Annotated in this window: 25 protein-coding genes and 1 pseudogene; 19 read left to right on the top strand and 7 right to left on the bottom strand. The window is 36.6% G+C overall.

Annotated elements, in window-relative coordinates:
- Together C9J35_RS10310 and C9J35_RS10305 are read right to left on the bottom strand one after the other, a co-directional pair.
- Positions 1-132: pseudogene (locus C9J35_RS10310) on the bottom strand (IS3 family transposase); the annotation flags it as partial.
- 196 nt (positions 133-328) lie between these two features.
- Positions 329-1,354 carry an S-layer homology domain-containing protein gene (locus C9J35_RS10305; protein ID WP_107924430.1) on the bottom strand — a complete coding sequence of 342 codons (1,026 nt, stop codon included), beginning with the start codon at positions 1,352-1,354 and terminating at the stop codon, positions 329-331.
- Positions 1,355-1,520: 166 nt separating this feature from the next.
- Between C9J35_RS10305 and C9J35_RS10300 the strand changes: the two genes are divergently transcribed.
- From C9J35_RS10300 to C9J35_RS10235, 16 genes are all read left to right on the top strand, one after another.
- Positions 1,521-1,808: a hypothetical protein gene (locus C9J35_RS10300; RefSeq protein WP_235616266.1), complete on the top strand. Its 288-nt coding sequence runs from the start codon at positions 1,521-1,523 to the stop codon at positions 1,806-1,808.
- A gap of 267 nt (positions 1,809-2,075) precedes the next feature.
- Positions 2,076-2,669, top strand: coding sequence for a TetR family transcriptional regulator (locus tag C9J35_RS10295; RefSeq protein ID WP_107924429.1), 594 nt, complete (start codon positions 2,076-2,078; stop codon positions 2,667-2,669).
- A gap of 106 nt (positions 2,670-2,775) precedes the next feature.
- Complete coding sequence (locus C9J35_RS10290; RefSeq protein WP_107924428.1) at positions 2,776-3,150, top strand: PH domain-containing protein; 375 nt, start codon at positions 2,776-2,778, stop codon at positions 3,148-3,150.
- A gap of 161 nt (positions 3,151-3,311) precedes the next feature.
- A complete protein-coding gene (locus C9J35_RS10285; RefSeq protein WP_107924427.1) occupies positions 3,312-3,821 on the top strand; it encodes a DUF3916 domain-containing protein in 510 nt (169 codons plus the stop codon).
- Positions 3,822-3,968: 147 nt separating this feature from the next.
- Entirely contained in the window at positions 3,969-4,817 is an 849-nt protein-coding gene (locus C9J35_RS10280; RefSeq protein ID WP_107924426.1) for a DUF2935 domain-containing protein, read from the top strand.
- 523 nt (positions 4,818-5,340) lie between these two features.
- Positions 5,341-5,502 (top strand): hypothetical protein, encoded by a 162-nt coding sequence (locus C9J35_RS23580; protein WP_167395949.1) that lies wholly within the window; start codon positions 5,341-5,343, stop codon positions 5,500-5,502.
- 23 nt (positions 5,503-5,525) lie between these two features.
- Positions 5,526-6,443, top strand: a complete 918-nt coding sequence (locus tag C9J35_RS10275) for a metal ABC transporter solute-binding protein, Zn/Mn family (protein ID WP_107924425.1) — start codon at positions 5,526-5,528, stop codon at positions 6,441-6,443.
- Between the two features lie 9 nt (positions 6,444-6,452).
- A complete protein-coding gene (locus tag C9J35_RS10270) occupies positions 6,453-7,181 on the top strand; it encodes a metal ABC transporter ATP-binding protein (protein WP_107924424.1) in 729 nt (242 codons plus the stop codon).
- 11 nt (positions 7,182-7,192) lie between these two features.
- Entirely contained in the window at positions 7,193-8,065 is an 873-nt protein-coding gene (locus C9J35_RS10265) for a metal ABC transporter permease (RefSeq protein WP_054770050.1), read from the top strand.
- Complete coding sequence (locus C9J35_RS10260; RefSeq protein WP_107924423.1) at positions 8,062-8,931, top strand: metal ABC transporter permease; 870 nt, start codon at positions 8,062-8,064, stop codon at positions 8,929-8,931. Before C9J35_RS10265 ends, C9J35_RS10260 begins: the two co-directional genes overlap by 4 nt.
- A gap of 395 nt (positions 8,932-9,326) precedes the next feature.
- Positions 9,327-9,779: a VOC family protein gene (locus tag C9J35_RS10255; protein WP_107924422.1), complete on the top strand. Its 453-nt coding sequence runs from the start codon at positions 9,327-9,329 to the stop codon at positions 9,777-9,779.
- A 202-nt stretch (positions 9,780-9,981) separates the two neighbouring features.
- Positions 9,982-11,169 (top strand): MFS transporter, encoded by a 1,188-nt coding sequence (locus C9J35_RS10250; protein WP_107924421.1) that lies wholly within the window; start codon positions 9,982-9,984, stop codon positions 11,167-11,169.
- A 292-nt stretch (positions 11,170-11,461) separates the two neighbouring features.
- Positions 11,462-11,623: a hypothetical protein gene (locus C9J35_RS23575; protein WP_167395942.1), complete on the top strand. Its 162-nt coding sequence runs from the start codon at positions 11,462-11,464 to the stop codon at positions 11,621-11,623.
- A gap of 102 nt (positions 11,624-11,725) precedes the next feature.
- Positions 11,726-12,781, top strand: coding sequence for a Cfr family 23S rRNA (adenine(2503)-C(8))-methyltransferase (locus tag C9J35_RS10245; protein WP_438941205.1), 1,056 nt, complete (start codon positions 11,726-11,728; stop codon positions 12,779-12,781).
- Between the two features lie 492 nt (positions 12,782-13,273).
- The gene (locus C9J35_RS10240) at positions 13,274-14,752 is read left to right on the top strand and encodes an Lsa family ABC-F type ribosomal protection protein (RefSeq protein WP_107924419.1); all 1,479 of its coding nucleotides are present in this window, start codon (positions 13,274-13,276) and stop codon (positions 14,750-14,752) included.
- A gap of 311 nt (positions 14,753-15,063) precedes the next feature.
- Complete coding sequence (locus C9J35_RS10235) at positions 15,064-15,942, top strand: DMT family transporter (RefSeq protein WP_107924418.1); 879 nt, start codon at positions 15,064-15,066, stop codon at positions 15,940-15,942.
- Between the two features lie 49 nt (positions 15,943-15,991).
- Here C9J35_RS10235 and C9J35_RS10230 read toward each other — a convergent pair whose 3' ends face one another.
- Positions 15,992-16,678 carry an ArsR/SmtB family transcription factor gene (locus C9J35_RS10230; RefSeq protein ID WP_107924417.1) on the bottom strand — a complete coding sequence of 229 codons (687 nt, stop codon included), beginning with the start codon at positions 16,676-16,678 and terminating at the stop codon, positions 15,992-15,994.
- Between the two features lie 200 nt (positions 16,679-16,878).
- Here C9J35_RS10230 and C9J35_RS10225 point away from each other — a divergent pair, with 200 nt between their 5' ends.
- Both C9J35_RS10225 and C9J35_RS10220 read left to right on the top strand, forming a co-directional pair.
- Positions 16,879-17,196, top strand: coding sequence for a PadR family transcriptional regulator (locus tag C9J35_RS10225; RefSeq protein WP_054768381.1), 318 nt, complete (start codon positions 16,879-16,881; stop codon positions 17,194-17,196).
- Positions 17,196-17,744 carry a DUF2812 domain-containing protein gene (locus tag C9J35_RS10220; protein ID WP_235616265.1) on the top strand — a complete coding sequence of 183 codons (549 nt, stop codon included), beginning with the start codon at positions 17,196-17,198 and terminating at the stop codon, positions 17,742-17,744. Before C9J35_RS10225 ends, C9J35_RS10220 begins: the two co-directional genes overlap by 1 nt.
- Positions 17,745-17,799: 55 nt before the next feature.
- Here the strand turns inward: C9J35_RS10220 and thiD are convergent, their stop codons facing one another.
- Positions 17,800-18,618, bottom strand: a complete 819-nt coding sequence (gene thiD / locus C9J35_RS10215; RefSeq protein ID WP_107924416.1) for a bifunctional hydroxymethylpyrimidine kinase/phosphomethylpyrimidine kinase — start codon at positions 18,616-18,618, stop codon at positions 17,800-17,802.
- A gap of 782 nt (positions 18,619-19,400) precedes the next feature.
- Here thiD and C9J35_RS10210 point away from each other — a divergent pair.
- Positions 19,401-20,102 carry an SIR2 family NAD-dependent protein deacylase gene (locus C9J35_RS10210; protein WP_107924415.1) on the top strand — a complete coding sequence of 234 codons (702 nt, stop codon included), beginning with the start codon at positions 19,401-19,403 and terminating at the stop codon, positions 20,100-20,102.
- Positions 20,103-20,132: 30 nt separating this feature from the next.
- Here the strand turns inward: C9J35_RS10210 and C9J35_RS10205 are convergent, their stop codons facing one another.
- Genes C9J35_RS10205 through crcB form a run of 3 tightly spaced genes read right to left on the bottom strand, consistent with a single transcriptional unit; the run spans position 20,133 to position 21,216 of the window.
- Positions 20,133-20,480, bottom strand: coding sequence for a hypothetical protein (locus C9J35_RS10205; protein ID WP_107924414.1), 348 nt, complete (start codon positions 20,478-20,480; stop codon positions 20,133-20,135).
- Positions 20,481-20,521: 41 nt separating this feature from the next.
- Positions 20,522-20,851, bottom strand: a complete 330-nt coding sequence (locus tag C9J35_RS10200) for a fluoride efflux transporter FluC (RefSeq protein ID WP_107924413.1) — start codon at positions 20,849-20,851, stop codon at positions 20,522-20,524.
- Positions 20,848-21,216, bottom strand: a complete 369-nt coding sequence (gene crcB / locus C9J35_RS10195) for a fluoride efflux transporter CrcB (RefSeq protein WP_107924412.1) — start codon at positions 21,214-21,216, stop codon at positions 20,848-20,850. Before crcB ends, C9J35_RS10200 begins: the two co-directional genes overlap by 4 nt.
- Positions 21,217-21,316: the final 100 nt, after the last annotated feature.

Here is a 21,316-nt window from a genome sequence, read left to right as displayed (position 1 = left end):
CATCCATGTTTCCACTTGTGTTTTATGCCTTATATTTAATTCAATTAAAACCTGCTTCGTAGGTATACCAGTCAATCGCATCTCAATAGCCTTCATTTTTACTTCGTATGGATAACTCACTCTTGTTCCCATAGAAAAAACACCTCCTAATTGAAGTTTAGGTATCTAAACCCGAATTCAATCGAAGATGCTTTTTTTATTTGTCTATACTTTTGGGGTCAGTTCCTTAAATCCATTTCGCACTTTTTACTATACAGTAACACACCCTAGTTTTTAAAATTGGCGTTATGATGTTTTCATTAGGGATCGAGCTGGACAAGATCATGTGTCATTGCTTTTTCAATGTCCCTGAAAAGTTTGTGCCTTCGTCATGCTCAGCTATACAATCTACTTCTGTAATTTTAAGGGCATTATTGAGTCGCTCGAATTCCAGTACGCAGCGATTGCCATTAGCGGATTTGTTCATAACGGCCTTCGAACTAGAGATAATTGTCGCGGTGCCATCTACAGTCCCTGATTCTTGTCCATCATTGGCCGTCAGTGAGATGTAGAAACTTTTACTTGTTGCATTGGAGATGATGGCATCACGGCGGTTGTAATCAGTTGCCCCCTTGCCCCATTTATAGTAATAAGTATATATGCCTTCCCAAGCACTTTTGGCAGGTGTTGTTTGTTGCATTGTTTTATCGAGCTGTTTTTGTCCATTGCTCGCAAGTGTATTTAAAGAAGCATTGCTTGCATTTAAATGAATTTCTTGCGCATCCTCAGAGATTTCATAATAATTTCTCGAAGCCATACGGTGTAATAGTGTCACGACTTGTGCACGGGTCATATTGTTGGATACACCGAAAAATTTCTGCAAGTTACGATTTTCATACTGAGGATTTTGCCCAGTTGAAATGTAAGAATCGATTAAAAATTGAATGGATGCATCTAAACTACGTTTACCATCTGCTAAATGAGTGATTGCTTGTGCGACAACGCCACGCTTTATAGCGGCTGCTCGCATAGTATTATCAAAATAACCATTAAGTGGCACACCATAGCTGGCAAGCCGATCGTAATATTCATCAGACCAGTTTGCAGATGGCGTCTGTTTTTTTAACTCATCATATGGTGTTTCTAATTCATAATAATTGGCAAGAAGCTTTGCAAATTGCTGCTCGGTAATTGTTAAATTAGGCTTGAATGTTCCATCCGCATAACCATCGATAATGTCATACTCCTGTGCCCAGATAACCGCTTCATAAGCAAAATGCTCTTCTGGCACATCATTGAAACCAGCTGCATCTACTGTATAACCGCCTCCTATAACAAGGACTGACAGCATTAACAGGCAAACTATTTGTTTCATTATCATACTTCCTCTCTAGCTATTATTATCCTTAGTTTGCAGGATGTGGGTAGAAACTGCAAATAAATATTCTCTCGTTTTAGGGTTAAAAAATTTTGCGTCAAAAGATTTATAAAAGGGGGGATCATGAAATTGGGCTATTCCATATTGAAAGAAGGGATTAAGCGTGTTGCATAGTTTTAATACACAGCTCCAAAAATGGATGCCTATTTTAACGCCGCTAAGTTTAGTAGTGGGTGTATTACTAGTAGATTTTGGGAGACAATTGCTATTTTTAGTGCCGTGGCTATTTGCCTTTATGACGTTTGCTGGCAGTTTAAGTATGAGCTTTGACGGTTTCAAAAGTCTTAAGAGGTATCCATGGGCTATTGTGATCACCATTGCATTTTTACATATATTGATGCCAATTGTGGCGTACTTTGTTCAACAGCAATCTTTCATGATCACTTGCTAACCATTGGTTTTGTTTTGGCTGTAGCTATTCCAACAGGGGTTACAAGCTTTATTTGGGTAAGTATTTGTACCTGTAATAATAGCGACTTTATTTTGTAATTTTCCCACGGAAATTACCCCCTTAGCATTAAATTTCACTTACACAACGTGCGAATCACTGTGTACTTTTATTGTAAGACGATACAATAAGGAAACAATCATTAATGTAACAGTAAGTGTCGAACTCTTAGACACTTCAATAGTATGTGTCTAAAAAGGGGGAGATTTTTTGACAAAATGGACACAAAGACAGGAACGAACGCGTAGACATTTTTTTGAAGCATTTGTTGAATTAGTAAAAAAACAAGGTTTTCAATCGATTACAGTAAAAGATATTGTGGAGCGTGCTGGCTACAATCGAAGTACGTTTTATGTTCATTTTCAAGATAAAATTGAACTTGCAAATACATTGCTAGAGACGATGCTATCTGGATTGGAAGCGGCAGTCGGAGAGCCGTATCTATATGGGGAAAAGGTCTATACAACGAAGCTCCATCCACCATCGTTTAATATCATTCATTATATTTATGAAAATCGACTGTTTTTTGAGCTGTTAAACTTCGAGGATACCATTCCTGGCTTTCATACGCGGATGCCTTTGACTATCACGAAAATTTATATGGAGCAATTTAAATTTGAAACAATTAACAATCAGCCCGTCAATATGGAGATGTTTAAACGCTATACTTCCTTTGGTTTTTATGGGCTAATGATTCAATGGATTGCCAGTAACTTTGAAAAATCAGAAGAGCAACTAATTCTTGACATTATTGAGCTGACTAAAACACATATTTATGCATTTGAATACATAGGGAAGCCCTAGTATAACTGGCACGCTATCTCATCTGGATAGTGAATAAAAATTTGCCCTATATACTTTGTGTCCCCGAATAAATGGTATAATTGTATGAAAAAAGGACGGTGGGTACATGGGCTTTTTAGATGGATTGATGGGGAATGCTTCTGAAACAAATGTAGGTGAGGTTGAAAATGAAATTAAAGATTTGTTAACGAATGCAGAACATGTGGAACACGCCTATAAATTAATTCGTGACTTATTTGTGTTCACCAATAAACGGCTAATTTTAATAGATAAACAGGGCGTTACGGGCAAGAAAGTTGAATATCATTCGATACCATATAGGAATATTGTACATTTCTCAGTTGAGACAGCCGGCAATTTTGATTTAGATGCAGAACTGAAAATTTGGCTTTCGGCTGGTGGCCTAATAGAAAAAAAATTTAATAAATCACTCAATATTTATAAAGTCCAAAGCGTTTTAGCTGAATATGTGCTGAAATAGAAAACTGTGTGCCCACTTGTTTTGAGAAAGTGGGTATTTTTGTCGAGTACTTCGAGATGCATGCAAATATTTGATAGACTAAATTTATGAAACTTGCTGTTACATATGAAGACTAAGAATATTAAGTAACGCTACATCACAATAAGGAGAAATAGTATAGTATGAGGGAGAAAAAAGCTCGTGGAATGAAACGTAAATCTAATAACATGATCAAACGAATTGAAGAAAACACAATGGTGTTTCCAACAGAGTTTTACAATGGTTATTGGCATATGCACCTACCAGTTGCTCAAGACTTTATAAACGCTAACAAGACACCTGAAAAAATTAAACGACTATGCATTCAAACACTATTGAATAGAGCAGAACACCTAATGGAACGGAAGCCAGATGACAAAGAAAAATATCGAGTAGTGGTTGCAGTTGAATTACCTGATTTGTGGGGTTCGCAGATTATTGTATTTAAAGGAGATTTCTATTTTAAAAATTTCTTTGATAGAAATGACGAATATCAAAAGTGGCTACTATTAACTGATGATAGAGACATTCAAAGTGAATGGGGACTAACTGTTACTAGTGATGGGCAAATATCAGGATTTAAAGAAGTGATTGCTGATGAAGATGGCTACCACTATGAAGGGGAAATTTGGTTTATAGGGGAATTAAAATAAGCGCTAGGGGACAACACAATATTTGTATGTCCCTTTTCTATGCGAGAAACTAACATTATTGTTTAACAGTGCCTATTGTTAAGACATAAAGACAACTGCATTGAGAATATATTGGAGTAAGAGCTTATTTTAGGGGGAGACTAACGGATGCAATGGAATGAAGAGTTACCGGACGCTCATAATCGTATTACACCATCCATGTTTGTTGCTCGTTCTTTAGAAGAAATTCGATTTTGGTCAAGGATTATGAAGGAACATTCGCTATTCCTTCGATTAGGGTTTAGATGTGAAGATACACAATTAATAAATGAAGCAAATCAATATTATTATTTGTTCGAAAAGATTGAACAGCAATCTTATAATTTGACCAACCAGACAGATCCAGAACAAATGAGAAGATTTAATACAGAAGTTCAAATAGCTGCGACAAATATATTTGCTTTTAAACGGAAAGTGTTAGGGTTAATACTCACTTGTCAGTTGCCAGGGGCAAATAATTTCCCCTTATTAGTGGATCATACTAGTCGTGAGGCCAATTATTTTAGAAAAAGACTAATTGAATTAAATGAAGGAAAACTGAAACCCCTTGCTGATGAAATCATCAAAGAGAACGTTTTTTATCTAAGAATCATGGCCGATCATGCAAAATTTATAGGCCACCTTCTTGATCCTTCTGAAAGAAAACTTGTTGATATGGCAAGAGAATTTAGCAATGATTTTGATGAATTATTGTTTCAAGCAAGAGATTTAGAAAGCATGAAACCACAATCGCAGACAGTGCCACTATTGGACCAATTCCTTGATCAAAATCGTGTTTCTGTAGTATCACTCCGTGATTTTAAGAAAACCGCGCGAGACCTGATCGAAGAATGCAAGATAAAAAGCATTATTCATCCGTTATTAGCAGACCATGTTTTCCGTGAGGCGGAACATTTTCTTGAAATTATCGACTTGTTTGAGGCTCATCTTACTGGGAAAAAGGAATTTCCGAGTTAAAGTTTTAGCATTTAATAATGTTAAAGAGATGGGACTGCTAAGTTTTTATTGAGACATAAGTAATGATAGGGTTGTATAATTATGCGTTTTGTTTTTAACTGAATGAACAATTATAAAAGGAAATTCTCTAGTCTGATTTCTCGAAATATTTACGAGAAGTTAGACTTTTTTATGTCGCCATTTCTTTGCTTGTCCTAACATGCAACATTCCCCAACCGTACTCTCGTATGCTCTTTCTTACTTCATAAGATTATTTTTTCATGTATCACTTACGCCCACCTTTTCTTATCCAGATTTGCCCGTTATGGGACAAGCCCTTACTTTTGAGCGCGACGTCATCTGGACAACACGTGAATAAAAATGTATATGAGCTAATGTTATATACGTTTATACAATACGGTTTGTATGTATATCACGATGAACATAAAAAATTAATTTTAGAAAAAGGTTGATTATTCTTTCGATTAAGCATATATTTTTCCTAAAGGAAACAAAATATCGTTCGAGAAAGAAGAGTGAGTGAATGAAAGACTTAGATGATGTCAAATCAACGTTCCTTCCGCTAGGGATACTAGTGATTTTAACGATATTGTGGAAAACGACTCATTCAGTCGGGGCTGGGATTTCTATAATGGTCTTTTGGATGAGCTGGCGCCAGCTTCTGAAGAAAGGCATTATTAAATAAATAGAGATAGAAAGAGGTAAAGCATGAAACGTTTTTTAGGTGTACTTGGTTTATCATTATTACTTTTCGGATGCAACGCACAAAGTGCTGCTACTGAAGAAGAAAAAGAAGGAGTTGTTGTTGCCACAACAGGGCAAATTGCGGATGCCATTAAAGAAATAAGCGGTGACCATTTAACAGTTTCAGCACTGATGGGGCCTGGAGTAGATCCACATTTATACAAGGCAACACAAAGTGACTTAACAAAATTAGATAAGGCCGAAGTCATTTTTTATAATGGTCTCCATTTAGAGGGGCAAATGCTCGATATTTTTGAGCAAATGGCAAAAGACAAAACGGTGCTTGCCGTTGGTGAGAAATTAGATGAGCAGCACCTACTTGCCAGTGACAATGATGCCATGCTTCATGATCCACATATTTGGTTTAACATTGAGTTATGGAAGCAAGTTGTCGCTGCGATAAGCGATACACTGGCAGAAGAATATCCAGCATACAAAGCAGACTTCGAAACCAACGAAGCAGCTTACTTAAAAAAATTAGAGGAATTACAAACTTACGCCAAAGATCGTGTCAGTGAAATTCCAGAGGATCAACGAATTTTAGTAACAGCCCATGATGCGTTCAATTATTTCGGTGCTAGTCAGGGATTTGACGTGCGTGGCTTGCAAGGACTTAGTACAGATTCTGAATATGGGGTGAAAGATGTGCAAGAAATGGTAGATTTTTTAGTAGAGAACAATATTAAGGCTATTTTTGTAGAGTCAAGTGTATCTGACAAAGCGATGAACGCTGTTATTGAGGGGGCCAAACAAAAAGGTCACAACATTGTGATTGGCGGGGAGTTATTCTCTGATGCAATGGGCGCTGAAGGTACAACAGAAGGTACATACATTGGCATGTACCATCATAACATCGACACAATTGTCGATGCACTGAAGTAGGTGATAATCATGAATGCATTAACAGTTGAAAATTTATCGGTCGCTTATGATAAGAAAACAGTTCTAGATAACGCAAATGTTACGGTACCAATAGGTCGCCTTTCAGCCATCATTGGCCCGAATGGAGCGGGGAAATCAACCTTTTTAAAGGCCATACTCAACCAATTACCAAATAAGGTTGGTAAAGTGGAAATTCTTGGGGAGATATTTGAGCCGAAAAATTTAGTGGTAGGGTATGTGCCTCAACGTAATGCAGTCGATTGGGATTTCCCAACGAATGCACTAGATATTGTGTTGATGGGACGTTACGGACATACGGGCTTGTTTAAAAGACCATCTAAACAAGATAAGTTACTCGCACAGCAAGCACTTGCCAGTGTAGGTATGCAAGATTTTGCTGAGCGTTCCATCGGTCAACTATCCGGTGGCCAGCAACAACGGGTCTTCTTAGCAAGAGCACTTGCTCAAAATGCTGATGTCTATTTTTTAGATGAGCCCTTTGCGGGAGTGGATGCGGCAACAGAGAAAACGATTATAGATATTTTGAAAAATTTAAAAGCACAGGGTAAAAGCATTTTCGTCGTACATCACGATTTACAGACTGTGAAAGAGTATTTTGATTATACAATTCTACTAAATAAAACAATTTTAGCATCAGGTGCAACTGAAGAGGTTTTCACACCACAACAACTACAAAAAACGTATGGTGGTAGGCTATTCATGATGCAAGGCATGTGAGGGGGAGAGTTATGTTAAGTGGTAACTTGCTTTGGGTACTAGTAGGTACAATGTTACTTGGAATTGCAGCAGGGATTACAGGCACCTTCTCCTTTCTTCAAAAACAAAGTTTAGTGGGCGATGCAGCAGCACATGCTGCATTGCCTGGTATTGCGCTCGCCTTTTTACTAACAGGACAAAAAGAGCTACCGATTTTGATGATCGGTGCAGCAATTACTTCTGCATTATCTGTTTATTGTATACAGTGGATTGTGTCATTTTCCAAAATGAAAGCAGATGCAGCCATTGGCTTAGTGTTAACTGTATTTTTTGGGATAGGTGTCGTATTTTTAACAATTGTCAATCGTAGCCCGATAGGAAATCAAAGTGGTCTAAATAATTTTATATTTGGTAAAGCAGCGACAATGACAAAATCTGATTTACTGTGGTTATTTTTAAGTGCCACAATTATTATACTGGTTAGCCTATTGCTCTATAAAGAATGGAAGCTCCTAATCTTTGATGCCGTCTATGCAAAAGGAATCGGACTACCGATTGAAGCGCTAAAAGCAACATTAACTGTGCTAATTGTCATGACGATTGTAACAGGCATTCAGGCTGTGGGCGTTATTTTAATGTCAGCGTTATTAATCATTCCGGCTGCTAGCGCGAAGCTGTGGACCAATAAATTGAGTTCAATGCTTATACTTAGTGCTGCTATTGGTGGTATTTCTGGGATTACAGGAACTTTTATAAGTGCCATTCGGACGGGTTTATCTACAGGGCCGATTATAGTATTAGTAGCATCCACCATCTTCTTTGTATCTTATTTCATCAGTCCAGCGGGTCAAATCAATAAATTTCGTAGAAAAATGCAGTTCCGAAAGCAAGGTGATGTAAGATGATTGAATTTTGGGTTGTATTAACAGGGCTTTTAGTCGGCATTACATGCGGCATAGCTGGCGTATTTCTAATATTGCGTAAAATGTCGATGATAGCAGATGCGATTAGTCATACCGTATTATTCGGTATTGTCATGGCATTTATCATTACACAGACATTAAATGGCTTTTGGATGCTTGTTGGCGCTGCAATAGCAGGGATATTAACAGCGTATCTCGTACAATTACTACATTCATCTGGTATCCAGGAAGACGCAGCGATTGGTGTGGTGTTCACGTCATTGTTTGCTGCTGGGGTACTACTCATCACCTTGTTTGCAGGAAATGTTCATTTAGATGTGGAGCATGTGCTAATGGGTGAAATTGCATTTGTTCCTTGGGATCGATGGACATTGTTTGCTGTAACAATGCCAAAAGCTGTTTGGATGTTGTTGCTCGTGTTACTGATAAATATCGCATTCTTGTTATTATTCTTTAAGGAAATGAAACTCGCCACCTTTGATCCGGTATATGCTGCATCTATAGGGATTCCGGTCGTATTCCTACATTATGGTTTTATGACCTCTATTTCGTTTACAACCGTTGCCGCCTTTGATAGCGTTGGAGCGATATTAGTTGTTGCGATGTTAATTGGACCTTCGGCAACCGCCTATTTATTTAGTAAAACGATTAAACAAATGTTCATTTTTAGTATGCTTTTTGGTGCTGCGGCGTCCATTGTTGGTTATTATTTAGCAAAGTATTGGGATACATCAATAGCGGGCATGATGGCGGCGACGGTCGGTCTACTATTTGTCGTCACGTTATGCAGTCAAAAAATCATCGAACATAGAAGAAAGACGCTTGTAAGTAAATTAGAAAATATGTAAAAACACGAAAAGAGGCTGAGACAAAACTTTAAATTTTAAGAAAGAGCAGCAAATGTATTATTAAATTTTTGTTATCTAAAATGAAGAAAAATTTAGAAGAGAGCACTAGTTGATGGTAGAGAAGGCGGCGACTTCTGGGGGATTAGCGTGACGCCTGAGACTACAGGCTCAGGCCACGCCCCCGGAAAGCGTCCGCCGTAGTGGACATCAACGTTCACAGCAAAAAAGTGTTAGATCGACATCAGTCAATCTAACACTTTTTCTCTTTTGTCTCAGCTTCTTTTTAATGATTAAAAATCATAAACAGTAACATGCTGCATATTCAAACTTTTGCATGATTACTATTTCCACCATGAATAGTATACTTTTAAAAAAATTAGAAAGAGGTATATCGAATGATTAAAGGTTTATATGAAGCACATTTGCCGGTAAGTGATTTACAAAAATCTATCGAGTTCTACAAAAAATTAGGACTTGAGCTTGCTTATGTCCAAGAAAAGCTGGCATTTTTGTGGATAGATAAAGGGGAAAGCTGGCTAGGTCTATGGGAAAGTGACAATGCACTCCTAGCGTACCATCCGTCTATTCGCCATATTGCTTTTAAAATGGATAAGGATGATTTTGAGCATGTGAAAGACTGGTTACAATCTATTGATATTGAAATTCGAACAGCATTTGGTTTTTCACCAGAGCAACAACCACTGGTATTGCCAAATCATCCACATGCACACGCAGCAATTTATTTTGCTGATCTGGATGGTAATTCCATTGAATTAATAACGCCTCTAAGACTAGATGAGGATGAAGTGTTTACGATGATGTCCTTAAAAAATTGGTATACGAACTAAATATATCTTGCTCATAATGCTTGTCATATGAATCTTCAAAATTTATACATAGTAAAATTGAGAGACATCTTGAATGGCTAATGTTTAACATTATGCCTGTCACTAGATGAAAAATATACAAGTATTAAGTATGTACGTATAATTAGAATTTTGATACGATGGGTGTTATTAAAATCGACTGTAGACAACAAGGAGAAATAGCATGTGGCGAAATCGCAATGTATGGATCATTTTATTAGGGGAATTTGTAGTAGGTCTTGGCTTGTGGGCTGGGATAATAGGGAATCTTGCTTTTATGCAGGAAGTTGTGCCATCTGACTTTCATAAGTCATTAATCATTTCTATCGGTGTATTAGCAGGCTTTATCGTAGGTCCACTTGCAGGACGTATTATTGACCAAACAAAGAAAAAAACAGTGATACAGTGGGCGAGTATAGGACGAATTGTCAGTGTACTCTTTATGTTTGCAGCACTTTATACGAATTCGGTCATGTGGATGGTAATTTTTCTAATCACCCTGCAAATAGCGGCGGCATTTTATATGCCTGCCTTACAATCGATTATTCCAATGGTTGTCAACAACAAAGATTTACTGACATTGAATGCATGGCAAATGAATGCTCGGACAGTTTCTAGAATTGTCGGAACGGCGGCAGCAGGATTAATGTTAAGTTACTTTGAATTGAAATGGCTCTATATCATTTCACTGATTGTCTATATCATCATGTTTTTCATTACCAATGGCTTGCAATTACATGAAACAGCCAATCAGTCTATCAAGGATAAGGAACAAGGTGGCTTTAAGGAAGTGTTGCCGATGCTAAAAGAGCACCCAGTTGTGTTAATGACACTTGTATTAATGTTAATACCCACTCTATTTTTAGGGTCCTTTAATTTAGTCATTATGAAAATATCGGAAATTCATCAGTCCACGACTATTTCTGGGTTATTGTATACAGTAGAAGGCATCGGCTTTATGTTAGGTGCGGCAGGACTGAGATTTATATCAGATCGAGTAAAAATTGCGACATTATTATTTTCGCTTGCTTTTGTGATTGGGGCAATGGAGCTAATGTTTTTATTTGCTGATGTGGCCTTCTTAGCTTTGCTGACTTTTGCCGTATTTGGTTTTTCTGTAGGCTGTTTTTTCCCAACGACAATGGTGATTTTTCAAAATCAAGTACCCAAAGAGTATCATGGACGGTTCTTTTCATTCCGCAATATGATTGATTCAGTAATCTTTCAAGTAGTTCTATTATCAACAGGGATGATGCTCGATTTAATTGGCTTAAGTGGAATGGGCCTTGTTTTCGGGATTATTAGTTTAAGTTTAACCATTTCTTTTTTACTATTTTCAAAGAAAAAGAATGTGATTATGCAAGTACAGTAAGTGATGTGTCCATAAGATTATAATAATGTTTGATTAAAAATCCTGTGTTGCGATGCAGGGTTTTTTTCTTATGCTACTATCAGGCCATTTCGTGGAAATTTATAGGGAGTTGTAGAATATTTTAATACACGCTATTGTGCTAGAAAAGACTACGATTTTAAAAAAACTTTTTAACAGATTTTTTTCTATACACGCAGGTTTGTGTTACAATAATCCCTGAATTGAACTTTACATATAATAACTTTTATGTTAGATTACTCGATAATAAATTTGGCAAATGGAGGTGCAAGCAATGTTAACCGTTTTTAGAATTCTGTTTGGTAAAAACGTAAAAATTGGAAATGTTTTAGCTGACAAAGGGAGTAGTCTGTCCTTTTTTATGCTAAACAACCGTATAAAAACAGTTATCGGCGCTTTGCCTCTACATCGTTTCATTGAAGTTTTGCACCGATAATTCTGTCGATGCTTTTTTGCGTTTATTTTTAACTTAAGGGATAGACAACTCCTTTCTATTTACTCCTATCAAACTAGAGAGTCATATGAAAGGATGAGAAAGGTGCATTTAAACCTAAACAATAAGTATAGAAGAATAAAAGAATTCTTAAGGGAACATCATTACCCTAATTTTAGAATGAAACAAATATTGAACGCCATTTTTAAAGAGAGAATAAATAAATTCAACGAAATGAATGTACTTCCAAATTCGTTAAGAGAAATTTTAGTTAAGGAATTTGGCGAGTCTATTTTAGAGGTGGCCCTTTTAAAGGAACAACATTCTGAGCAAGTCACTAAAGTTTTATTTGAAATTTCAGGAAACGAAAAAATAGAAACGGTCAATATGAAATATAAAGCTGGATGGGAATCATTTTGTATATCTTCTCAGTGCGGATGTAATTTTGGGTGTAAATTTTGTGCAACAGGGGACATTGGATTAAAAAGAAATTTGACATCAGATGAAATAACTGACCAAATCCTCCATTTTTACTTACAAGGTCACTCAATTGATAGTATTTCCTTTATGGGGATGGGTGAAGCGTTAGCTAATGTACAAGTTTTTGATGCCTTAGATGTCCTCACTGATCCTACGCTGTTTGCTTTAAGTCCCCGTAGGATATCTATTTCAACTATTGGTATTATTCCAAGTATAAAAAAAATGACTGTGAATTATCCGCAAGTCAATTTGACATTTTCGTTACATTCTCCTTTTAATGAACAACGAAGTAAGTTGATGCCGATTAATGATAGGTATCCATTATTAGATGTTATGGACACATTAGATAATCATATTCGAATAACATCCAGAAAAGTATATATTGCTTATATTATACTACCTGGTGTGAATGATTCTATTGACCATGCAAAAGAAGTCGTAAGTCTATTAAAAGGTCGATATAAAGAAGGACGTTTATATCATGTAAATTTAATTAGATATAACCCAACCGTCAGTTCTCCTTTAAGATTTGGTGAAGTTGATGAGGGTCATGTTGCTAATTTTTACAAAAAACTAAAATCATCGGGTATTAATGTGACCATTAGAAGTCAATTTGGCATTGATATAGATGCTGCTTGTGGTCAATTGTATGGTAATTATCAAATGAGCAACAAGCAGTAATTTAAGGTGAAGAGGATGCTGAATTGTATTCGAGAATAAAATTTGGTAATATAAAATTACAATTATGAGAGGACTGATGGATGGACAATGATTAACTAAACTATATTTTTATTTGAAATGAATAACTTCAAACGTCAAAATATAGGATTAGTCTGTCCATTTTTATAAATCAGTTTAAACTTTATTTGTCATGATTCCACTGGCAAAAAAAGAACTTATTTAATATAAGTGAAAGACTAATCCTTCCAATTACGAGAAATTGGGAGGATTTTTTATTCTCTCATGGTTAAGACCCATATTTTTCATTTGTAACTGTAATCTAATAAATAAAGGAGAGAGAGAAATGAGCGATTCAGACACTATTGTTACGCATGTAACACTCCGTATAAGTCGTTAATATCCATCAAACTTATACGGAGAAATTTACAATAGATGGATATGCCGACTTTGTATAAAAAGTAAAAAGCGTTGATATACAAAGGAGGAATTATCATGTCAATGATACAAGTTCAAAACTTAACTTTTTCTTATCCAGGTAGCTTTGATAATATTTTTGAAGATGTAGACTTTCAAATAGATACGGATTGGAAACTTGGATTTATCGGTAGAAATGGCCGAGGTAAAACAACATTTTTTAATTTATTATTAGGGAATTATGAGTATAGTGGGAAAATCAATTCGTCGGTAGAATTTAATTATTTCCCTTGTCCAGTTTCGGATAAAAATAAGTATACTCATGAAATCCTTGAAGAAATTTGTCCCCAAGCAGAAGATTGGGAATTTCTTCGTGAAATATCCTATCTAGATGTTGATGCCGAGGTCATGTACCGACCATTTAAAACATTATCAAATGGAGAACAAACAAAGGTGTTGCTTGCTGCACTTTTTTTGACTGAAGGTCAATTTCTTTTAATAGATGAGCCAACCAACCATCTAGACACTGATGCACGAAAGATGGTCTCTGAGTATCTAAGAAAGAAAAAAGGGTTTATTTTAATTTCACATGACAGAATCTTTTTAGATGGATGTGTTGACCATATCTTATCTATAAATAGGGCAAATATTGAAGTTCAAAGTGGAAACTATTCTTCTTGGAGGTTAAATTTTGATAGACAGCAGGAACACGAAGAGGCAACAAATCAACGTCTACAAAAAGACATAGGGAGATTAAAACAGTCTTCAAAGCGTTCAGCAAGTTGGTCTAATCAAGTGGAAGCTTCTAAAAATGGGACAACGAATTCGGGCTCTAAGTTAGACAAAGGATTTGTAGGCCATAAAGCGGCAAAGATGATGAAGAGAGCAAAGAACCTTGAATCAAGGCAACAAAAAGCTATTGAGGAAAAATCAAAACTGCTAAAAAATGTGGAAAAAGCGGAGTCATTAAAATTAGAACCATTGGATTTTCAGTCAAATGAATTGATTGTTTTGGCTGATGTGTCTGTTAAGTACGATGACCAAATAGTGAATAAACCAATAAGCTTTAAAGTTGAACAAGGTGACCGAATTGTATTGGATGGAAAGAATGGCAGCGGAAAAAGTAGTATCCTTAAACTAATTCTAGGAAGTCCGATTCAGCATACAGGCACAATGAATTTAGGTTCTGGCCTCATTATTTCCTATGTCCAACAAGATACTTCTCATTTGAAGGGACTATTATCAGACTTTATTGAAGAGCATGAGATTGATGAAACGCTATTTAAATCCATCTTACGTAAGTTGGATTTTGACCGAATTCAATTTGAGAAAGATATATCGCATTATTCTGGTGGCCAAAAGAAAAAGCTACTTATAGCCAAAAGTTTATGTGAAAAAGCTCATTTATATATTTGGGATGAACCATTAAATTTTATTGATATTTATTCGCGCATGCAGATTGAAGAGCTTATTCAAAGGTTTAATCCTACTATGGTTATTGTTGAGCATGATCAGGCATTTCAACAAACGGTTGCAACAAAAACTATATTTATGTAGTTCTATATGAAGAACTGAAATACTAGCAGTAAATCAGATATTAAACTATATGGTGCTTTAATTGAGGAACATCGCTAAAATCATCAAACTTTTTTATAAAGACTAACCATAATCTATTAGCAAAGAATCCATTTTGATTAAAAATTTTTTCAAAATGGATTCTTTTATTTATCGTAAAATACTGGTTTATGAGGGAGTCAACGGATACATATCTTTTATTTTATGTATTCCATACTTCGATAGAAGCTGTATTGTATGTCTTTTATAATAATTGTCATAGATTGTCAATGTTATAGATAGGAGCGTACAACATGAATATTTTTAAGTTTATTGCATTATTATTGTTAACAACCTTTTTAATGGGTTCTTCTTTTGCCATTGTAAAATTAGGATTACCTTATTCGTCCCCTTTGTTATTAGCAGCACTGCGCTTTATACTTGCAGGGGTTATCATGTCTATCATCGTTATACTATTAAAAAGGCCACACCCCACGACTAAAGAAAATTGGTTTAAAATTTTCACGATTGGCACATTTCAAACTGCAGGGGTAATGGGTTGTATTTTCTTGAGTTTACGAACAATTACAGCAAGTGAATCTTCTATACTGACTTTTACTAACCCATTGCTCGTAGTTGTATTGGCAACAGTGTTTTCACAAGCTCATTATCGCTTTTATCAATGGGGTGGTGTGATCTTAGGTTTAGTAGGAGTGGTCATTACTTTGGGTGCCCAAATTGAATTTAAAATTGGCATCATTTTTGGTATTCTGTCCGCAGTTTTTTGGGCAATTGCTACGCTATTAGCGAAAAAATGGGGTGTGCTGTTTGATACATGGGTGTTATCCGCCTATCAAATGCTTTTTGGCGGGTTGCTACTATTAGTTGGTAGTTTGCTACTTGAAGACCCATTTTTTATTGTTAATAGACATTCAATAATGATTTTATTATGGTTGTCCATCTTATCGTCTATCGTTCAATTTGCTGGTTGGTATTATCTTTTGCAAAAAAGCGACCCAGGAAAAACGAGTGCTTTTTTGTTTTTAGCGCCTTTTTTCGGTGTATTAACAGGTTGGTTATTATTAGATGAACCATTGAAGTTCTCATTATTAGTTGGTGGCCTCTTTATTATTGTTGGGATTTATCTCGTCAATCGTAATTTTACAACACACAAAATTATTACTAAACTCTAAACAAAATACCCTCGAATAGTCACTATGATGTCTATTCGGGGGTATTTCTTTATACATCTATATGAAAAATTTGTTTAAAGCCTTGTCTTCCTTTTTCAGTCACTTTAATCGCTCGAATTGACGGTACACGTGTAATCCATGCCAAATCAAAAAAACGTGTCAGTAGTCCCTGCCCAAGTGCACCAGCCAAATGATGACGACGCTCGCTCCAGTCTAGACATGCATGAGAAAATGAGCGGCGCTTTCTTGTGAGTGCCGTTAAATCAATACCAAATTCCGTAAAGAATAGTTGACCAGTAGGTGTTATTGTATATTGCTGTTCTTCTTTTTTTAAATAGCCGCTGCTGACCATCGATTCAGTTAACTGTACGCCTAATTTTCCAGCTAAATGATCGTAGCAAGTTCTAGCATCTTGTAGCAATTTTATTTGGCTCGATTGTTTTAATGAACGTACTTCTGGCGGAGGAGAGATTGTTAGAAAGGCTTCTAAAAACTGTGCGATTTCTACATTGGCTAGCTGAAAGTAGCGATGACGTCCTTGTTTTTCCACTTTAACGAGATTACCTTCTACTAACTTTGCGAGATGAAAACTTGCTGTTTGTGGTTTAATGGCAGCCATAAAGGCTAGTTCGCTAGCTGTATGAAAGCGCCCATCCATTAAACTGGCTAAAATGGTGGCTCTTGAAGCCTCACTAAGAAGAGAAGCGACTTCTGCCATATTTGGATTAATACTCATGTGTACCAGCCCTTTCTGCATTCCATATTTCGATTATAGTGAAAGTATGTATTGTTTACAATAGGTTCGGCATGAGCAATAGAGTTTGAGGAGGACTTATTTTTTCATTTCAAAACAACACATTGTAGTTGCCCAATTAGATCACAAAATGATATATTACTTGATGATATATCATTTTGTGATATATTGGAGGTGTAATTATGAAATCATTAGAACAGTTAACAGATTCTGTTTTTTATATACTGGCTGCATTAACAGAACCTAAGCATGGCTATGCAGTGATGAGTTTAATAGAGGAGACAACAAACAGCACTTTTGTTATTGGACCCGCATCACTTTACACAATTATTAAAAAACTAGTAGCTGAAAAGCTTATCCAGCTACATGATGAATCTGATTCTCGGCGAAAGATCTACGTCATAACTGATAAAGGGCGAGAAGTTTTACGCGCAGATATACAAAGAAGGAAAGTAATGATTAGTATGGCCGAGCATGGATTACAAAGGAGGAATAAGTAATGTTGCGAAAGAAATATATGAGTTCATATGGATTAGCCTTTTTCGAAGATCGTGATATGAAAAAACTAAGTAAAAAAGCGTCCCAAGGTTGGCATCTTAAAAAATTTCGCTTCGCTGGCTATGAGTTAGAGAAGGGCAGTAGTGACGATGTCATTTATAATATTGATTATCGTAAGTTACAACCTGATGAAGAACATGAATATTTTGAGTTATTTGCATACGGAGGTTGGACACATGTTTGTTCAAGTACAGATATGCATATTTTTAAAGCTAAACCTGGCACTACACCTATTTATAGTGATATAGATTCTTCTATCGATAAATTAGCGCGTCTAGCTAAGTCAGTGAATATGGTTTCGTCAATAGCACTCGCTGTAACACTAGTACTTTGGATGGTCATGATATTTACTACCGGATCAATACAAAAAATAGCACAAGCATGCATCGTGTATTCACTTATCATTTCTGTGCCGGCAATGATGACTTCTGGTGCTGTTTACTATCACATGTGGAAAAACATGCGCTTAAAATCAAATCATAGCTCATAATAGTTATTGACAAATTTAAAGAACAGCCGACTCATCAGCTGTTCTTTTGTTATTACTACTTAGTGGCTATGATAACACTATCTTCTCCGACTTCTTTAAAGGCACGGTGATCAATCGCACCGGCTACAGCTTCAAATGGAATAGCACGACGAATGCCCGCAGTGACAAATTTTTTAGCTTGAATTACTGCTTGTTCTACTGATAAACCTTGCGCTAAACCAGCTGTAATGGCAGCTGAATAGGAGCATCCTGCACCGTTTGTATGTATAGTATCAATTCTTGGTGCTTCAAGTGTCAGCATGCGCACACCATCGTACAAGACATCAAGTGCGGGACCATTTAAACGGCCACCTTTAACCAGTACATGTTGAGAGCCAAGTTTGTGTAAGTCATGTGCAGCATCTTGTAAATCTGTCACAGACTTCAACTGTCTGCCACCAAGTAAATACTCTGCCTCAGGCATATTCGGTGTAATGATAGTGGCTTGTGGTAACAGATAGTCTTTTAAGGAAGACATAGCCCCTTCCTCCATAAGTGCCGTTCCAACCTTACCAAACATGACAGGGTCTATGACGATGTTTTGGACATTAGCTGTAGGTAGCCAATCTGCTATTAGTTCTATAATCTCTTTTGTGAATAGCATACCTGTTTTTAAGGCATCAATACCAATTTGTGAGTGGATTGTATGAAGCTGTGCTTCAATGACTTCTAATGATTGTGTATAAATGCCTTGTTTTGTTTCAGGATGAGTCGCAACAAATGCGGTAATAGTCGATGTACCGTAAACACCTAGCTCCTGAAATGTTTTTATATCTGCTTGAATACCGGCGCCACCTCGAGCAGCAGAACCAGCAATAGTACATGCTTTCTTCATGTTAAATATACTTCCCTTCTTTTTGTGCTCTTAAAAGCACGGCTAGTGACAACAGCTAAATAACGAATAATTAATGAAACAACTAACACCTATAATGTATGACCGAGTGGCACTGTAAACCCTAGTGAAACATGATCAGGGATGCCCCCTAAAAGCTAAGCACCAAAGGAAATCTTTGTTGCATAGAGTGAGTTAAACGACGATTCGCACTTATCCTAGCTGCCAGTCATAAAATCATAGCCCCAATAACATGCCTAATCAAAAGGGCTTGCAAGTCCTTTGTCATGCTAGGTGTTGCGATTAGTGAGCCAGTTACGATTTCTGCTAAAGAAATGGAAGCACCAAACCACAGGAAAAACTGGCCGACTGTCGAAGTATTAGTATGTAGATTGCAAAATATACCTCCTGATGTAATTGAATATTTTATAATTCTAATAATAATTCTGGTTGTTTTGAAATAGTCAGAATGTGATGATTTTATAAGGTCAGTTATGAAAAGAAAGGGAATGATACAGAAAAAGATTATTTTTGTGTGAAGTATTGTTGTTGTAGTGGTTTTTCTAGCTGGCTTAATCACTACTTTACCATCAACAATTGTTGTCAAAACCCTGATTTAGTGGAGCATAAATCACTTTGATTCAGAGACACAAAGGATAAGTGAACAGTAAGATCATATGTCAGCTTTTTTGGGGTATTGCGATGTGTACGATGTTTCGCATTTTTTGTAAAGAAGAAGGTAACTACTGAAAATACACACCATATGATGCCAGGGGGGCAAAGAAATGAACATAAAAACGCTAAGAACGTGGCTACAATCATCAAAAAAGACTGTAATTTTAACTGGTGCTGGTATGTCAACTGAAAGTGGTATTCCTGATTTTCGCTCGACATCAGGCTGGTGGCAAAACATCGATCCGCGAACAGTGGCAACAGTGGAAGCACTTGAGCAAAATTATCCTTTATTTCATGCGTTTTATAAAATGCGCATTGAAAATTTAGCAAAGGTCGCACCACATGCGGGACATAAGAAGTTAGCGAAATGGGAGAAACAAGGAATGGTATCCCTTATTGCCACGCAAAATGTGGATGGCTTTCATCAGTTGGCTGGTAGTAATAAAGTGGAGGAGCTCCACGGTTCGATACGAACGATTCGGTGCCATGATTGTCAACGAGCTTCCACTATGCAAAGCTTTTTAGACAAAGAACACTGTGTCCATTGCGGGGGCAAGTTACGACCAAATGTCGTGCTTTTCGGGGAAAGTCTGCCACAAACGAGCTGGCAAACCGCAATGCGGGAAATTGAAAACGCAGAGCTTGTGCTTGTTATTGGCACAAGCCTTGAAGTTTATCCGGTAAACCAATTGCCAACGATGACACATGGAAAAACCGTGTATATTAACCTGGAAGTGACGCAAACAACAACGCAATTTGATGTAACCTTTCAAGGGAAAATAACAGAAGTGTTGCAACAGTTACAATTATAAATGAGGGCGCCTTTGACAGGGTAAAGGCGCCTAAAACATTTGTGGCAAAAACTCATTCATAAAACGCTGATTTTTACGCAACCAAACTTTCAAAATCATACGATGTGTTAAAAGTCGATGCCTTTTTTGCGGTCTAGTCTTTGCTGCAATCAAACTTTCAAGGAGAATGCGAGTTTCTGTGTCAAATGATGCAGGGTTAACAAGAACATCGAGCTTATAATCAATTAGGTGAGCGGCTTGTACCTCAGCTAAGAGCTGTGCAAAGCGTGAACTCATTTCCGAATAAGCTTCCTCTAATTCTAGTTCAATTAACATGTATAAAGTATGTTCAATTTCGGCTTCTAGTGCTTGCAGTTGTTCAATCGTTGGCTGTGTCAAAAAATCACCTCATAATTAATATCTGTATAGTTGGGATGCTCTTATGCAACTAAAAAACCAAGTGTTGCGAAGAGCAATCCAAATAAGAAGGTACTACAAATGTAGCCAATTGCTTGCAAACTTTTTTTCTTTTCTATGAGCTGTAGGGCTTCAAAGCCAAATGTTGAAAAAGTTGTGTAAGCACCTAAAAAACCGATACCACATAGTTGCCAAAGCCAATCACTTGGATGTAGAGCAAATAAAAGACCGAGGGCAAAAGCGCCTGTTATATTAATGAAAAAGGTGGCCCAGGGATATGTACTGACAATCCATTTTCCTATATAAAATCGCGTGAGGGCACCGAAAAACCCACCAATTCCTACAAGAATCATTTCATTCTTCTCCTCCTCCTTGCTAGCCAGGTCCCAATCATGGCACAAAATAAGCCACCCATAACACTCATTAAACTATAATTGATGGCTTTCATCCATTCGTTATTTTCTAAGAGTAAAAGCGTTTCGACAGAAAATGTTGAAAAGGTTGTAAATGCCCCTAAAAAGCCAGTACCTATGCCGAATACAAGAGGTGTACGATGTGCAAAAGTAGTAAAAAGCCAGGCTAAACAAAAACACCCAACTAGATTTATACTAAGTGTTGCTATTGGAAAGCTCCCTGTATTCGTTAATAAAAGACTAATACTATAACGAGAAACAGCTCCAAAAAATCCACCAATGCCAACTGCTAAAGTTGTTTTCAAAGTCAAAGTCTCCTTACAAGATTTATAAATAAGTGTATCATGCTACGAAATTTATGAATATTGTTCTAGATGTATATTTTTTCATGAATGAAGAAATGTA

It is taken from the genome of Lysinibacillus parviboronicapiens (assembly GCF_003049575.1).
In the GTDB taxonomy this organism is placed as follows: domain Bacteria; phylum Bacillota; class Bacilli; order Bacillales_A; family Planococcaceae; genus Lysinibacillus; species Lysinibacillus parviboronicapiens.
The sequence above is the reverse complement of the archived record's forward strand: the minus strand, read 5'-3'. Positions and strand labels throughout refer to the sequence as shown.